Genomic DNA, 15075 nt, shown 5'->3' with positions numbered 1-15075 from the left:
ATTTTTTCGGTCGTTTTTCCATCTCACGAACAGACCTCCCGCACTTTACTGCGTATTCTCTGCAGTGCATTGTCGATTGCCTTTGGCTGCTTTCCAAGTTTTTCTGCAATCTGCGTATAATCGTACCCTTTCAGATACAATTCCAGCACCTGGTACTCAAATTTGCTGAGCCGTTCTTTGATCCGCTCATGCATGCCGATTACGTTTTCCCGGCTGATCATGATCTCCTCCGGTGTCTCCTCGTCCACCAGGCGCAGCTCCTGCTCGGAAACCGGTTCGCTTAACGAAACGAAGCTGTTCAGCGGCTGATGCTTCTGGCGCTGGGACGATGCCACTGCAGAATACATCTGACGGTCGATACACAGGCCGGCGAAGGTGGCAAACGATGCCTCCTTCCCCGGTTTGTAGTCACGCACTGCCTTAAAAAGCCCGAGCATGCCCTCCTGGATCAGATCCTCGTGATCTCCGCCCACCAGGTACAGCGCCCTCGCCCTGGTCCGCACCAGCGATTTGTATTTGTCGATCAGATAATCGGTAATCTCGCGTTCTCCTGCCCGCAGACGCGCAATCAGCTCCTCATCCGTGCAGGTATCGTAATCTTTCACCATCATATCTCTTGTATCCTTCATCTTTCTTCCGCCGGAGCGTAATGTGATTTTCCGCAATTTCTAGCAGCTTCTCTGTCTTACAATCTCATAAGCGAGCACGCCGGCTGCCACGGAAGCGTTCAGAGAGTCGATATCGCCTTTCATCGGAATTGTGGCTGTGAAGTCGCAGTTTTCTCTCACCAGACGGCTGACACCCTCTCCCTCATTTCCGATTACAAGGCCGATCGGTCCTTTGAGGTCGAGATCATACATTCTCTGTCCGTTCATGTCCGCGCATACAAACCAGATGCCCTTTTCCTTCAGCATTTCCATGGTCTGCACCAGATTCGTCACCTTTGCCACCGGTGTGTAATTTAATGCACCTGCCGACGTTTTGGCAACGGTTGCTGTCAGGCCGACTGCGCGGTGCTTCGGCACGATGACACCATGTGCGCCTGCCAGGTTTGCGGTACGGATGATCGCACCGAGGTTATGCGGATCCTCAATGCCGTCCAGCAGAAGGATAAATGGCGGCTCCCCTTTCTCCTCTGCGCGCGCGAGGATGTCCTCAACGGTTGCATAACTGTAGGAAGCCACCTGTGCAATGACACCCTGATGCTTTCCGGTGGTGGACAGCTCGTCAAGACGTTCTTTTTCTACATAATTGATGATGGTATCGTGTTTTTTCGCCTCACGGATGATCGTGCGGATCGGGCCGTCCTGGCTGCTTGCAAGGACGAACAGCTTGTCCACGGTCTTGCCGGAACGGAACGCTTCGATTACGGCGTTTCTTCCCTCTACCATACCGCCTGCGAATTCCTCATCCATCTGCTGTGTTTCCTGTTTTCTGTCTCTGTCACGGTAATCACGTTTTCCTTTAAAGTCGCGCTTTTTTCCATCTTTTCTTTCAAAATTTCTCTTGTCGTTTCTGTTGTTTTCTCTCATATCATTCCTGTTCCGCGGCTCCAAAAGCAGTGGAACTTTTTTCTTTTTCAAAAGCCCCACTGCCCTGCCGCTTCTTTTTTATTTTCTGAATCTTATCTGCTCTCACACTTCGCCAAGTCCTGCCCGGATCAGGTCGATCATCCGCTTGTAATCCCCTTTCAGGTACAGATACCCCATCACGGCCTCAAACCCGGTTGCCCGGCGGTAGTCGATCGTGGACGCATTTTTTGCCTTGGTATAGGATTTCGCATTTCTGCCTCTTTTATAAATCTGTTTTTCCTCTTCGGTAAACAGCGGCTCCAGAATTTCAATCATCGCCGACTGGTTCTCCGCCTTTACAAGCCCTGCCGCATGGCGGTGCAGCTTGTTGACCTGCATATTTGCTTTCCGCACCAGAATCGTGCGGATGACGATCTCATACGCAGCATCCCCGATGTAGGCCAGCGTAAGCGGCGAATACATGCGGATGTCATGCTGTTCCAGTCCGAATACCTCCGAAAGATAATCCTTCTCCCCGAAAACCGCCTCTGGAAAAAGCTCCTCGTTTTCTGTCTCTTTGCCCACTTCCGTCACTTCTGTTCTGTCCTTTCTTTTTTCCTCATCTGACGCAGCTCGCCCTCCAGCTCGAGCACACGGTTCGTAAGCTCCGTATTCTCCTGCTGGAGTACTTTGATATCCTCGAAAATCGGGTCCGGCAGATGAATGTGATCCATGCTTTTTCTCGGAATCCGCACATCATTCTGCTTCACAATGTGCCCCGGCACGCCGACGACGGTACAGTTCGGCGGAACCTCCTCGATCACAACCGATCCGGCTCCGATTTTGGAGTTTTCCCCGATCGTAAACGATCCGATGATCTTCGCGCCGGCGCTGACCATAACATTGTCCTTCAGCGTCGGATGACGTTTCCCGGTCTCCTTACCATTACCGCCGAGCGTCACGCCCTGATACAGCGTCACGTTGTCTCCGATAATGGCTGTTTCTCCGATAATCACACCAGAACCATGATCAATAAACAATCCCTTTCCGATCGTCGCACCCGGATGGATTTCGATACCGGTTTTTCTCGCTGCCCGCTGTGAAATCCACCTGGCCAGAAAGTAATGGCCTTTCAGATATAGCTTGTGCGCCCGTCTGTACTTCAGCATAACACGAAATGAAGGATACAGCAAGACTTCCATGGGAGAATGTATCGCCGGATCCCGCTCCTGAATCACCTGAAATTCCTCTTTAAAATACGCGAAAAAACTCATCTTTCCTCTCCTTGCCTCCTGCTGGGACTTTTTCAGATTTTTATTTCTTACCACCTTTTTTGCCCGAAGGGCAATATTCAAAAACGGAGCTGTTTCATCTCCGATAAAGACGAAATAGCTCCGTGGTTCCACTTTACTTTAAGGGCATGCATGCCCTCTTCTTTTCTTCTGCATAACGTGCAGGACCCGTGCCGGACTACCCACTTTTTCCGCTTCACCCGGCCAGCTTCCGGACGCACTTCAAAAACCCTCGTTTCAGGCAGCTTCCAGCCCCATTTGTCTGCCATTCTCTGTGAAACAATTCTGATTTTCTACTTTTTCCGTTCCAAGCCTTTTTCTGTTTCCGTTTGTTCTAGTTTATGCAAATTTTTCTCGTTTGTCAAGCAAATTTCCGCCGGATCCACTTGCTGATTTCGACCGCCGGAATGACAAGCAGTCCAAGGCCGATCGCCACATCATATTCCAACGCGCTGATCCGCTCAAAACCGAACGCACTCGACAGTGCCGGGATGTAAATGACGGCGGATGTGAGGACAAATGAGAGTGCCATCGCGCCCCACAGATACTTGTTCTGATGCTTCATATGGAAAATAGAACCTTTCCGTGATCTCATATTGAAGGAATGGAAAATTTCCACCATAGAGAGTGTCAGAAACGCCATCGACATGCCGTCCGGGCTGTTGACGATTTCCCAGCGGCCGGCTTCCAGATAGTGGCCGATGAAGTAGGACGCCAGCGTCAGCACCGTAATCACGATGCCCTGAAACGCAACATCAAAGCCGAGGCCGTCCGCAAAAATACCGTCATCCGCATTTCTCGGCGGGCGTTTCATGATGTCTGCCTCACCGTCCTCCATACCGAGCGCCAGCGCCGGGAAGCAGTCCGTAATCAGGTTGATCCAGAGCAGATGCACCGGATTTAAAATCGTAAAGCCCATCAGCGTCGCGCAGAAAATCGACAGCACCTCGGCAAGGTTCGATGCCAGAAGGAACTGAATTGCCTTACGGATATTATCGTAGATTCGTCTTCCTTCCTCAACCGCTACGATGATCGTCGCAAAGTTGTCGTCCGCGAGCACCATATCTGCCACGTTTTTCGTCACATCCGTTCCCGTGATGCCCATTCCGATGCCGATATCCGCACGCTTGATCGACGGCGCATCGTTGACTCCGTCTCCTGTCATCGCGGTGATTCTGCCTTTCCGCTTCCACGCATCGACAATCCGCACTTTATGCTCCGGCTGAACGCGTGCGTAAACAGCATATTCCTCGATTCTCCGGTCAAGCTCCTCATCGCTTAACTGGTCAATCTCGGCTCCCGTTACCGCTTTCCAGCCCGCCTCCAGAATACCCAGCTCTTTTGCAATAGCAACCGCTGTGTCTTTGTGGTCACCCGTAATCATCACCGGACGGATGCCTGCCCCGCGGCATTCCCGGATCGCATCGACTACTTCCGGCCGCACCGGATCAATCATACCGCAAAGTCCTAAAAAGCAGAGATCCTGCTCCAGAAAGTCCGGCTCCTGGGAGGACGGCATCTGGTTCCACGCTCTTCCTGCTGCCGCCAGCACGCGGAGTGCCTGGTCTGCCATCGCCTTGTTCTGCGACAGGATTTCCTGCCGGAATGCTTCTGTCATCGGCTGTTTTCTGCCGTCACGCCAAACGGAGGTACACCGCTTCAGAATCTCATCCGGTGCGCCTTTTGTGCAGGAAAAATACGTTCCGTCGTTTGCGCGGTGGATCGTTGTCATGCGTTTCCGCATCGAATCAAACGGCGCTTCCCCGACACGCGGATACTGGACGGACAGGCTCTTCTTCGGGCATCCCTCTTTCTGCGCATCGTTGACCAACGCACATTCCGTCGGTTCTCCGACTGCCTCGCCGTTTTCGTCCGGCTCCGCATCGGAGCAGAGTGCCATGACGGATACGAGACGTTTTATATCACTTCCCTCATGTTTTACCACGGTCATCTTATTCTGGGTCAGCGTTCCTGTCTTATCCGAGCAGATCACCTGCGTACAGCCGAGCGTCTCGACAGCCGTCAGTTTCCGGATCACCGCATTCCGCTTTGACATTTTGGTCACACCGATGGAAAGCACGATTGTGACAACTGCTGCAAGTCCTTCCGGAATTGCCGCTACGGCAAGGCTGACGGCTACCATAAAGGTATTTAAGATGTTCTGCGGCGTCACGCCCTCTTTTAAAATGCCGACAACGAAAATCACGGCACAGATGGCGAGCACCATCACGCTTAAGATTTTGCTGAGCTGGTTCAGCCGCTTCTGCAGCGGTGTGCTCTCATCCGCCGACTGCGTCAGAACATGGGCGATTTTTCCCATCTCGGTTTTCATACCCGTTCCGGTGATAACAGCGCGGCCGCGGCCATAGACAACGGTGCTTCCCATATAGACCATGTTTTTCCGGTCCCCGAGCGGAACCTCGCTGGCTGCGCCGGCGTTCAGAACATCCGCTGTTTTATTGACCGGGACAGATTCTCCGGTCAGCGCTGCTTCCTCGATTTTCATGCTGGCGCTCTCTAAAATACGGCCATCCGCCGGAACAGCATCGCCCGCTTCGAGAATTACAATATCACCGGGTACGAGCTCCTCGCTCTTTTTCACTTCCATTTTCCCGCCGCGCATCACCTTCGACGTGGCTGCCGCGATCTCCTGCAGAGCTTCAATCGCTTTCTCTGCCTTGCTCTCCTGCAGAACACCGAGCACCGCATTAATGATGACAACGGCGAGAATAATGACCACATCAGCGTACGATTCGCCTTCATACGCCGATGTGATGCCGGAAATCAGCGCTGCGGCGAGCAGGATCAGGATCATCGGGTCTTTCAGCTCTTCGAAAAACCGCTGCAGATTGCTCTTCTTTTTTCCCGCCGCCAGCCGGTTAGGTCCGTGTTCGGAAAGCCGCCGCGCAGCTTCCGCCTCGGAAAGTCCCTGCTCCGTTGTCTGTAACTCATCAAGAATCTTCGAACTTTTTTCCAGATACTCTTTCATTTCCATCCGTCCTTTCTTCTGAAAACGCTTTTTGCGTTCCTGTGATAAGTTCCCACTGGTACACTGGTCTCTTTCTATATAGAAAAAGACCTATCCGCACCATATTTGTTGATACAGATAAGTCTTGTCATTTCATACAAAGCCAGAAGAAATGCTTTTTCTTCGGTTGTTGGCCTTATAGCGTCACGTATGCCGCCGACTACTCCCTTATTCTTCTTCCAGTCTACCACATCTTCCGGCCTTGTGCAATCGCATTTCTCTTTTATTCTTCTGCGTTCTTTGCGCATCCTGGGCAGCCGCTGCATCCGCCTGCGATCCGGTCGTCCGGCATCAGGTCGAGTGCCTTGGAAATGCAGCAGATCGCCTGTGCGGAAATTCCCTCTTTCTTTCCGGTAAAGCCAAGTCCTTCCTCGGTCGTTGCCTTGATATTGACCTGATCCTCTTCGAGATGAAGCGCCTCCGCCACATTTTTCACCATCGTGTCGATGTATGGCAGGAGCTTCGGCTTTTGTGCAATAACGGTTGCATCGATATTTTCAATCAGATACATCCGCTCCTCGAGCATCTCACCCACTTTTTTCAGCAGTTCGATGCTGTCTGCGCCCTCATACGCCGGATCATTGTCCGGAAAATGGCGTCCGATGTCCCGCAGTGCTGCAGCGCCGAGAAGCGCATCCATAATGGCATGGACCAGCACATCTGCATCGGAATGTCCCAGAAGGCCATATTCATACGGGATTTCCACACCGCCCAGAATCAGTTTCCGGTTTTCCACCAGTTTATGCACATCGTAACCCATTCCTACTCGCATTGTTCGTTCCTCCGCTTCGTTACTTTCTAGTTAAATCCATACAGCTTCTGCGCTACCTTGTAGGCATAGACTGCAATTTTCTGTCCCGGTTTTGATTTGCTGCTCATAACAGTTCCGAAAATGCCGTGGCGGATGCGGAAGTAATCGGCTGCATCCTCCTGTTTCAGGTATCTCCAAAGATCGTTCTTTTTCTCGAGATTTTCTTCCGTTCCAGAGCGCATCATCATCACGGAAGAAACCGTCATAATAATGGTCAGATAGCTGATCATATATTTCCGCAGGTGCTTCGACAGCCCTTTCTGTTCACCAAGGTAATCGATCATCAGCTTGTTGACACGGATCTGCTGGTCAATTCTGCCGATCATGACTTTCTCGTTAACCGACTGGTCGGCTCTCCCGATAAAGTAGCGGTAGAAATTGACATCGAGATAATACATCGTTTTGACGTACGGAAGCGGAATAAACGCAACCAGATTATCCACATAGAAGGTGTGCTCCGGCAGCTTCATGCCGCACTCTCTTAAAAGAGAAGTCCGGTAAATCAGCGAATGCATCAGCAGATAATGTGTTTTGCCGAGAGCTTTCGCCTCATCCCATCCGAAAAAGCGGCCTTCCGGCAGCGATTTCGCATAGCGCATCACACGTTTTCTCTTGGCGCCCTCTTTTTCATACACATAGTTACTGATCAGAAGGTCGAGTGTTTTCGGTCCGCGTACGACTTCTGCCAGAACATTTAAAATCTTCTGGTATGCCTCTGGGTTTACCCAGTCATCACTGTCCACAACCTTAAAGTACAGACCCGTCGCATTTTCCACACCCGTGTTGACTGCTCCGCCGTGGCCCTTGTTTTCCTGATGAATCGCTTTTACAATCGTCGGATATTTTTCCTGATAGCGGTCTGCAATCTCTGTGGTTCCGTCCTTGGAACCATCGTCCACGATCAGAATTTCTACTTCTTCTCCGCCGACCAGCAGCGAATCGATACATTTCTCCATATATGCTTCTGAATTATAGCATGGTACTGCAATTGATAAAATCTTCATCTTTTTTCTCCCTGCTCTTTTTTGCTCTTCTGCCGTTTCAGGCACGTTCCAGATCTGTATATTTTGCGTATTCCGCAAACGCAGACGGAATGGCATATCTTTCAGCCGCGGTTTTCGCATCCGCAAAAATCAATCCGGCTTTTTCTTCCCCTTCCTGCTCCACATCGTTTCCTGCAATTTTAATAGCGTATCCTGTGATATGCCACTCGACATGGGAAAAAATGTGCTTGTACGGCGGCAATGCCTGAATATGAAGCGGCGTCACGCCGAATTTTTCTGCCTCTTCAAGTGCTTCCTGTTCGGAGAGCACGCCATCGAAGTTCGGGAACTCGTAAAGTCCCGCCAGAAGTCCTTTTTTCGGCCGTTTCCGCACTGCTGTGTGCGTACCGTCCAGAAATAACAGAACGGTTCTGTCTTCGATTCTGCGCGGCTTTGCGCTCTTTTTAAACGGATATTCCGTCCAGGTCTGATGCTGTCCCGCCAGACACTGGTCAAAAAGCGGACAGACTTCACATTTTGGTGCGCCGTTCGGCAGACAGACCATTGCGCCGAGATCCATCATCGCCTGGTTGAAGGCTCCCGGATCTTCTGCCGGCATGATTTCGGTCAATTCCGCTTCCACGCGGTTTTTCACGGACTGCTTTAAAATGTCCTCACCGTCCTCCCGGAGGCGTGCCATCACACGAAGCACATTTCCGTCCACCGCCGGCACCGGAATGCAAAACGCGATCGATGCAACGGCTCCCGCTGTGTAATTTCCAATTCCCGGAAGTCCTTTTAAGGCTTCGTAATCTGCCGGAAATACACCGTCATACACTTCCATAATTTTCTGTGCGGCCTTCTGCATATTCCGCACACGGTTATAGTAACCAAGGCCTTCCCAGAGCTTCAAAAGCTTTTCCTCGGGACAGACCGCAAGTGCTGCGACATTGGGCAGTTCACGCATAAACCGCTCATAAAACGGCTTGACCGCCTCCACCCTCGTCTGCTGGAGCATAATCTCGGAAACCCAGATTTCATACGGGTTCTTTTTTTCTCTCCACGGCAGCACTCTTTTATTTTCGCCATACCATTTCAATAATGGCTTTGTGATTGTGTCCTGCATAGTAATCTCCTGTTAATATATCATTCTTATTTTGCCACATTTTCCTCCAAAATGCAAAATAAACATTGCGCTCTCACGTGTTTTTGATTAAAATTAATAAATACTTTAAAAGAATAACCAAAACCCTTAAGATATGGAGGAAAAACTCTTGATCGACAGTATTATTTTTGATGTGGACGGCACCCTGTGGGACTCCACAGACGTTGTTGCCGACGCATGGAATCAGATTATGGAAAAAGAAACTGATATGACACCAAACCTCACCGGAACCGTGTTAAAAGGCCTGTTCGGCCGCCTGCTCCCGGATATCGCCGCCGTCATTTTCCACGAATATCCAAAGGAGCGCCAGTTAGAACTGATCGAGGCATGCTGTGCCAAAGAGCATGAGGCACTTCTTGCGACACCGGCTCCTGTTTATCCGGGACTTGTCGATGCACTTTCTATTCTTTCCAGACATTACCCGCTTTATATCGTAAGCAACTGCCAGGCGGGCTATATCGAAGTTTTTCTGGAAGCCACAGGCCTCGGTCACTATTTCAAAGGCCATCTCTGTCCTGGCGATACCGGAAAGGCAAAGGCAGACAACATCCGTACAATCATCGAACAGAACCATCTGCAGCACGCGGTCTATGTCGGCGATACCGACGGCGACTACAAGGCGACACGCGAGGCCGGAATCCCGTTTGTCCATGCCGCATACGGTTTTGGTCAGACCGAAAACCCGGACTACACCATCACTTCCCCGATGGATCTTGTCACACTGTTCGTACCGGAAAATTAATTTTTAACAGTTTCTTTCTCATAAAAAATACGCATTCCTGTTTTGATAACGGAATGCGTATTTTTTATGTTCTATTTCTTCTTTTCTCAGCTCTCGCCCTTACCTGGGTAATCATCGTCACCCGTATGGTCTCCCTGATCCGGTGCGCTCGGCTCCTGGGTCGGTTCCGGTGTGGACGGGGTCTCCGTCGGTGCTACGGTCGGCTCCGGCGTAGACGGGATCTCGGTCGGTGCTGTGGTCGGTTCCGGCGTAGACGGGGTCGATGGAGTTGATGGGGTTGATGGAGTTGATGGGGTTGACGGAGTTGACGGCGTGTAATCATCGTACGTGTAGGATGGCGTTCTCGTCGGCGTTACTGTCGTGGTATTCGTCGTATCATCGACATTTTCGTCATCTGCTTCCGGTGCCTGTGTCACAGTAAGCGTGTCTTCACTTACCTCATAAGCTTCGGAATAATAAATGATAACCGGTGTTCCGTCATCGACATTGTCATATAATGCCTGTGCCACTGCAGTCGGAAGTGCAACAGATCCTGTCGTCGATCCTGCAGTCAGATACAGGTTTCCGCCGAAACTACTTCTCCAGGAAGCATCGTAGAAACCAATCTCTCCGTTGAACGGAATCCAGGAATCCACATCTCTTTCCCAGGAATAGCTGCCGTCTGCCTGAAGCTCTCCGTGCAGTTTTTTCTGGCTTTCTTTTGCTGCGGTTGTGTAGATACCCGGCTTCGTGTAGCTGCTCTGCTCCATCAGACCGGTTACACAGTCACCGTCGACAACCAGATTTCCATCTTTGTAGAGCCAGATATGCTGACGGCTGGCATCAACCTCAACATACGTCTTGCCGAATCCGTTGTTCTCTGTGGAAGCAGCAAACTCTCTCTGCGCATACTGCGGCTCTCTTGCGTCTGCTGCGTGAGCATCTACTTCTTCTGCGATCTTTGCTATCTCCTGCTCCTGATCCACTTTCCATCCGTAGCCTTCCTGGCTGATGGTCACGCCGCCTTCGATACCGGTTGCCGGGAAGGTGTGATCCTTGCCATCGGTATCAATCGCTGCCGCAAGATTTGCCACATATTCTTTTACTTTTTCATTCCACTGGTTTTCATCTTTGGAATAATTTCCATCCGCATCGACCGCCAGCCAGTCTTTCATGGTATTTCCGTCAAGAACCTGTGTTGTTCCATCCGGCATACTGTATGTGATACTTGCGCGTACCAGTTCATTTAACTGATCCTTCTGTGCATTCAGTGTTTCGTCATCTGCTGTTACCAAGGTTCCGTCGTAAACGCCTGCTTTTTCAAGATCCACTTCGGTATCCGCATTGATCAGCGCGTTTTCGATGCACTGTTTTGCAAGGGTAAGATCCATTCCCTCACCCATAACAGCATCCACAATCTCAAACTCATTGTTCTGGAAGGTGATGTAGGCGCTGGCCGGTGCATTCTCACCGTCTGCGGACTGGAATTCGTCAAATCCATCAATCACCGCATCCAGTTTTTCCTGACTGTACTGCATGGTGACCTGGGAATCTTTCTCTTTTCCGCCATTTCCCAGGAACCAGAGGAAACTGTTCTGTTTCTTTAACACGCTCTCCACGCTGCCGTCTCCGGCGTAGGTGTAGTCGATGTCTTTTCCGCTGACACTCTTCGTATCATTGTCTTTGAATTTTACATTTAAGGTATAGTTTGCAGCCTGCTCTTTGATTTTCGTTTCTGCCTCTTTGGCCGTCATATCCGAGCAGTCTACTCCGTTGATGGTTGTTCCGTTGAAAAAATAATTCTGGTAATGGAACATTTTGCTTCCATAGAAAAAGCCTCCCACAGCAATAACAGCAACGGCTGCAACGGCGATAACCGCACCGCCTTTTCCCTTTTTCTTCTGCGGTTTTGCGCCATGCGGAATGTACTCTTCGTCGTCATCCTCATAATCGTCGTAGTCATCATCCTCATCGTCTATTTCCGGCATTGGGATATGGCCTACCGTGTCGCTGACGAGGCGCTCCATTGCGGCTTCCACCTGATCACCAAGCACTTCTTTCTCCGAACCCTTGGTCTCTGTCTTCTCTTCTCCCAGCAGATCATCCTCATCTGCGAATGGATCGTTGATGATCAGATCATCATCCACCATCACTTCTTCCGGTTCCGATTCTGTTTTTGTCTCCGCCGGCGTCTCTTCGATTTCTTCTTCCTCTTCTGTAAATTCCGGAATCTCGATGTCCTGCGTCACAGGCTCCACTTTGGTCTGCTTCATTTTCTGCTTCGCTTCTTCGTCTTTTGCACGCTCAGTTGCCTCAAGGACACTTCGCAGATTACTTAAATTTGCAGTCTCATCCGGGATGTGATCTTCGCTTTTTGTTTCTTTGCTTTCAAATTCAATGGAGTCTTCGATGTCTGCCAGTTCTTCCTGGAATGTTTCACCGCTCTCCTTTTCCGCCAGGTCACGGTCAATCTCTTTTTGCAGGGCAGCCCAAAGTTTACCGTCCTTTAAATCATCATCTTCAAACTTCATATTTTTTGCTCCTCATAGTTCTGTGTCTGCACTTTACTTACTTCTCTTCTTTTTTCCTTGTTTCAACTCACAGTCGGTATTTTCACGGAGTCTGACATGTCGAAAATAGTTCGACTGTGACTTACCTCATGTCAGTGGAGGATACCGATTTCTCTCCGCCCGCCACTACCGTTATGTTTCTTTTAACAATTCATCCCACCGCTTTAGAAGCGGGGGACTTCTTGTCTACTGATGTTAAAAATGCCCCTATAGATTTCTTCTTTTGTCCAAGGGCACATACACTGTTAAGTATATCATAAAATTCGACAAAAAAAAGCAAAAAATTTGGTTTTGGCAAATTTCTCACTTTTTTCGTAAATCACCTATGGAATTCGTAAAAAAATACCTTCTGCAGCGCTTCTCCGAGGAAAATTCCAAGGGCAATTGCGCCTGCCGCGGTCGCTGTCTCTAAAAGATACGTTCCAACCATGTTTTCCGGCCCCATAACGATCGAGTAGACGATGCGGTACATACCGGCTCCCGGCACCATCGGAAGAATGCCCGGGATCACGAAAAGGATCACCGGCGCTTTGAAATGACGCGCCATTGCCTGGGAAACCAGGGCGACGGCAACGGCGGCAAGAAAGTTCTTCATCAGAATGCCGTCGTTGAATACTTCCACGATCAGATAGACCGCCCAGCCGATCATACCGACACCGGCCGTGTAGCATTCCAGCTTTTTTGGTGCGTTCAACAGTCTTGAAAATCCCCAGATTGCAACCCAGGCTCCAAGGGATTTCAGGATGATTTCACCTGCTATTCTCATATTTTTGCTTTAACCTCATCTTTTTTCTGTATCGGTTTTCTCTACCGCACCAGTGGACGGAGCAGCAGCATGCCAAGTCCCACGCCGATTGCGATGGCCGCAGCGGTTACAAACGCCTCAAGCATCCGTGCCGCACCGGAAATGTAGTCGCCGTGCAGGGTATCATACACCGCATTCGTGATCGCCACACCCGGTACGAGGGGCATGATCGATGCAATGATAATGACGTTCAGATCCATGGTCCCCGGCAGGTAATGAACACAGAGAATAGATGTGACCGCCAGCAAAAATGACCCGATACAGTTCACAAGAAACGACTGCATCCCGGCTTTTTTTCCTCCGTAAACACCGATTCCTGATATAAAACCTGCAAGTGCAGATGCCAGCACTTCGTAGAACCCGGCTCCGAACATGATTGCAAAGCCTGCGGTCGTCGCCATCATCGCGAGCAGATTTTTTTTAATTTCCGACTTGGCACGATAGATATCCCGCACCCGGTGGAACAGCGCATCCAGGTCGATATTTCCTTCGCAGAAATCGCGGGAAAGCTGATTGACCGCATGGATCCGGTTCAGATCCGTTGCACGGCTCTCTACGCTGCGCATAACAGTCATGGAATCCATCGCCGGGTCGTCGAGCGTTACCACAAAGCCGGTCGTCAGCGCCAGTACATCCGCAGTTTTCAGGCCGGACATGCGCAGCATCCGCAGCATGGTATCCTCCACCCGCCACGTCTCCGCCCCGCTTTCCAGCAGGATTTCTCCCGCCATGACCGCGGTGTCCAGCAGCAGTTTATAGTCCATAGTTTTTGTCCTCTCAAATGTAACTCATATTTCACACATGCCAAACGATTGTACCATGAAGCAGTGTTCACTTTCAAGTTAATTCTATGCAAATTCGGCGATATCCGGGCGTTGGGATGTTCCGATGTTCACCCGCGCCATTCACAAATCTTTTCAAAGTTTCTTCAAACTCCATTCACACTTTCCTCACATATGACAACTATACTAAACGTATCAAAACAAAGGGACAACAAATCATCTTCCTCTATCTTTCAACCGTTGTCCCAACCTAATATTCTTTCCAATTTATATAGATTTTTCTTTTTCATAATGCCGGTGTTTCTGCCAGAAGAAATACCGGCCCTCCTTTTTTTATCCCCCAAAAAGAAGTGCCGACATCCCGTCTATGTACTATTCTTCAAATTTTACAACCAATGTCTTGTCCCCGACCGTCTCGGACAGCATTCCGGTAATCAGTGTTTTCGCCTGTTCCTGTGCCATCGTTTCCAGGTCATCCATTTCTTTCGTCTGCTGCTCTACATCCTCCTTCGCACTCGCGATTGCATCCATCGCATCTTCCTTCCGCTCCCAGTTCAGAAGCGCTGCCTTCTCATCGTAATACTGGATGGAATCATTGTCGATGGAAATATCAAAAATCTCCACTGCCGGAAGTGTAACTGTTACTTCTGAATCCGTCACCTCCGTATTCGCCTTCGAGAGATCCACGCCCGCACGTACCTCTGCACGGTATGTCATATTAAACGCCTTCTGCGTCAGAAACGGAATCGACCCGTCCGAGTAATGAATCAGCCCGTTATAAATCATCTTCGCCGACGTCAGCTCCCCCGCCGCCTCCAGCTTGCTGTCAATAAACGTCCCCGTAATCTCCGGCTCCCGGTCCCGCCGCAACGACTGCGTCAGATAAACAACCATTCCAGCAAGGATTACTACGATCAGAAGATAAATGACAGCTTTTACCGTGCCGCGGCTTCCATTCTTTTCTCTGCTCACGTTACACCCACTCCCTTCTCATGTTTCATTTTTCATTATTTTTGAATATGTTCTGTGGCTCTATTGTACCTTATTTACACCATAAAAAACAGTCCTGCTTTACAAAAATATCTTAAAATTCTGTAAATCCTGTTCTGTTAGACTTTTCTTTTAAACAATACGAAAAAAGAGTGAAGATTTTGTATCTTCACTCTTTCCTAATACAGGGGATGAGAGAATCGAACTCCCACCAAAGGTTTTGGAGACCCCTATCATACCATTTGACCAATCCCCTACGCTAGATATACCTTCAAAACCGCATACACTTAACATCTATACATCATACCATACTTTCTTTCCGAACACAACCATTTTCTGCAAAACTTTTGTTTTGCATTTCAGGTCAAGCCCTCGACCGATTAGTAACAGTCAGCTCCATGCCTTACGGCACTTCCA

At 49.8% G+C, this 15075-nt stretch carries 13 protein-coding genes, 1 tRNA gene and 1 other annotated feature; of the genes, 1 reads left to right on the top strand and 13 read right to left on the bottom strand.

The genetic code is table 11. The annotated features are described in order from the left end of the window. Positions 1–23: 23 nt before the first annotated feature. The 8 genes from sigH to mutY form a co-directional block, all read right to left on the bottom strand. A complete protein-coding gene (gene sigH / locus DW915_RS13275) occupies positions 24–629 on the bottom strand; it encodes an RNA polymerase sporulation sigma factor SigH (RefSeq protein ID WP_226906387.1) in 606 nt (201 codons plus the stop codon). A gap of 39 nt (positions 630–668) precedes the next feature. Next, positions 669–1415, bottom strand: coding sequence for a 23S rRNA (guanosine(2251)-2'-O)-methyltransferase RlmB (gene rlmB, locus DW915_RS13270; RefSeq protein WP_118742282.1), 747 nt, complete (start codon positions 1413–1415; stop codon positions 669–671). A 219-nt stretch (positions 1416–1634) separates the two neighbouring features. Continuing rightward, complete coding sequence (locus DW915_RS13265; RefSeq protein ID WP_118742281.1) at positions 1635–1994, bottom strand: Mini-ribonuclease 3; 360 nt, start codon at positions 1992–1994, stop codon at positions 1635–1637. A 107-nt stretch (positions 1995–2101) separates the two neighbouring features. Next, positions 2102–2785 (bottom strand): serine O-acetyltransferase EpsC, encoded by a 684-nt coding sequence (gene epsC / locus DW915_RS13260; protein ID WP_055227154.1) that lies wholly within the window; start codon positions 2783–2785, stop codon positions 2102–2104. A gap of 102 nt (positions 2786–2887) precedes the next feature. Continuing rightward, positions 2888–3122, bottom strand: a binding site (T-box leader). Between the two features lie 42 nt (positions 3123–3164). After that, entirely contained in the window at positions 3165–5792 is a 2628-nt protein-coding gene (locus DW915_RS13250; RefSeq protein WP_117760604.1) for a cation-translocating P-type ATPase, read from the bottom strand. Between the two features lie 262 nt (positions 5793–6054). Further along, positions 6055–6603 carry a 2-C-methyl-D-erythritol 2,4-cyclodiphosphate synthase gene (gene ispF, locus DW915_RS13245; RefSeq protein ID WP_022463066.1) on the bottom strand — a complete coding sequence of 183 codons (549 nt, stop codon included), beginning with the start codon at positions 6601–6603 and terminating at the stop codon, positions 6055–6057. A 26-nt stretch (positions 6604–6629) separates the two neighbouring features. Continuing rightward, complete coding sequence (locus DW915_RS13240; protein ID WP_055267469.1) at positions 6630–7646, bottom strand: glycosyltransferase family 2 protein; 1017 nt, start codon at positions 7644–7646, stop codon at positions 6630–6632. Positions 7647–7683: 37 nt separating this feature from the next. Continuing rightward, positions 7684–8751: an A/G-specific adenine glycosylase gene (mutY, locus tag DW915_RS13235; protein ID WP_055267466.1), complete on the bottom strand. Its 1068-nt coding sequence runs from the start codon at positions 8749–8751 to the stop codon at positions 7684–7686. 148 nt (positions 8752–8899) lie between these two features. Between mutY and DW915_RS13230 the strand changes: the two genes are divergently transcribed. Further along, positions 8900–9532 carry an HAD family hydrolase gene (locus tag DW915_RS13230; protein WP_226906388.1) on the top strand — a complete coding sequence of 211 codons (633 nt, stop codon included), beginning with the start codon at positions 8900–8902 and terminating at the stop codon, positions 9530–9532. A gap of 86 nt (positions 9533–9618) precedes the next feature. Here the strand turns inward: DW915_RS13230 and DW915_RS13225 are convergent, their stop codons facing one another. From DW915_RS13225 to DW915_RS13205, 5 genes are all read right to left on the bottom strand, one after another. Next, on the bottom strand, positions 9619–12042 hold the full coding sequence (locus DW915_RS13225; protein ID WP_118595585.1) for a L,D-transpeptidase family protein: 2424 nt from the start codon (positions 12040–12042) through the stop codon (positions 9619–9621). Positions 12043–12400: 358 nt separating this feature from the next. Beyond that, a complete protein-coding gene (locus DW915_RS13220) occupies positions 12401–12847 on the bottom strand; it encodes a threonine/serine exporter family protein (protein ID WP_022463061.1) in 447 nt (148 codons plus the stop codon). Positions 12848–12888: 41 nt separating this feature from the next. Then, on the bottom strand, positions 12889–13650 hold the full coding sequence (locus DW915_RS13215; protein ID WP_055221312.1) for a threonine/serine exporter family protein: 762 nt from the start codon (positions 13648–13650) through the stop codon (positions 12889–12891). Positions 13651–14040: 390 nt separating this feature from the next. After that, positions 14041–14640 carry a DUF4230 domain-containing protein gene (locus tag DW915_RS13210; RefSeq protein WP_055221314.1) on the bottom strand — a complete coding sequence of 200 codons (600 nt, stop codon included), beginning with the start codon at positions 14638–14640 and terminating at the stop codon, positions 14041–14043. Positions 14641–14843: 203 nt separating this feature from the next. Further along, a tRNA-Trp gene (locus tag DW915_RS13205) sits at positions 14844–14914 on the bottom strand. Between the last annotated feature and the right edge of the window lie 161 nt (positions 14915–15075).

Source organism: Blautia sp. AM42-2 (genome assembly GCF_003480245.1).
GTDB lineage: Bacteria > Bacillota > Clostridia > Lachnospirales > Lachnospiraceae > Fusicatenibacter > Fusicatenibacter saccharivorans.
This window is presented reverse-complemented; position numbering and strand designations above follow the sequence as displayed.

Coding starts and splice junctions, on each gene's coding strand:
- sigH (WP_226906387.1), bottom strand. CDS start 629: ATGAAGGATACAAGAGATATGATGGTGAAAGATTACGATACCTGCACG.
- rlmB (WP_118742282.1), bottom strand. CDS start 1,415: ATGGATGAGGAATTCGCAGGCGGTATGGTAGAGGGAAGAAACGCCGTA.
- DW915_RS13265 (WP_118742281.1), bottom strand. CDS start 1,994: ATGTATTCGCCGCTTACGCTGGCCTACATCGGGGATGCTGCGTATGAG.
- epsC (WP_055227154.1), bottom strand. CDS start 2,785: ATGAGTTTTTTCGCGTATTTTAAAGAGGAATTTCAGGTGATTCAGGAG.
- DW915_RS13250 (WP_117760604.1), bottom strand. CDS start 5,792: ATGAAAGAGTATCTGGAAAAAAGTTCGAAGATTCTTGATGAGTTACAG.
- ispF (WP_022463066.1), bottom strand. CDS start 6,603: ATGCGAGTAGGAATGGGTTACGATGTGCATAAACTGGTGGAAAACCGG.
- DW915_RS13240 (WP_055267469.1), bottom strand. CDS start 7,646: ATGAAGATTTTATCAATTGCAGTACCATGCTATAATTCAGAAGCATAT.
- mutY (WP_055267466.1), bottom strand. CDS start 8,751: ATGCAGGACACAATCACAAAGCCATTATTGAAATGGTATGGCGAAAAT.
- DW915_RS13225 (WP_118595585.1), bottom strand. CDS start 12,042: ATGAAGTTTGAAGATGATGATTTAAAGGACGGTAAACTTTGGGCTGCC.
- DW915_RS13220 (WP_022463061.1), bottom strand. CDS start 12,847: ATGAGAATAGCAGGTGAAATCATCCTGAAATCCCTTGGAGCCTGGGTT.
- DW915_RS13215 (WP_055221312.1), bottom strand. CDS start 13,650: ATGGACTATAAACTGCTGCTGGACACCGCGGTCATGGCGGGAGAAATC.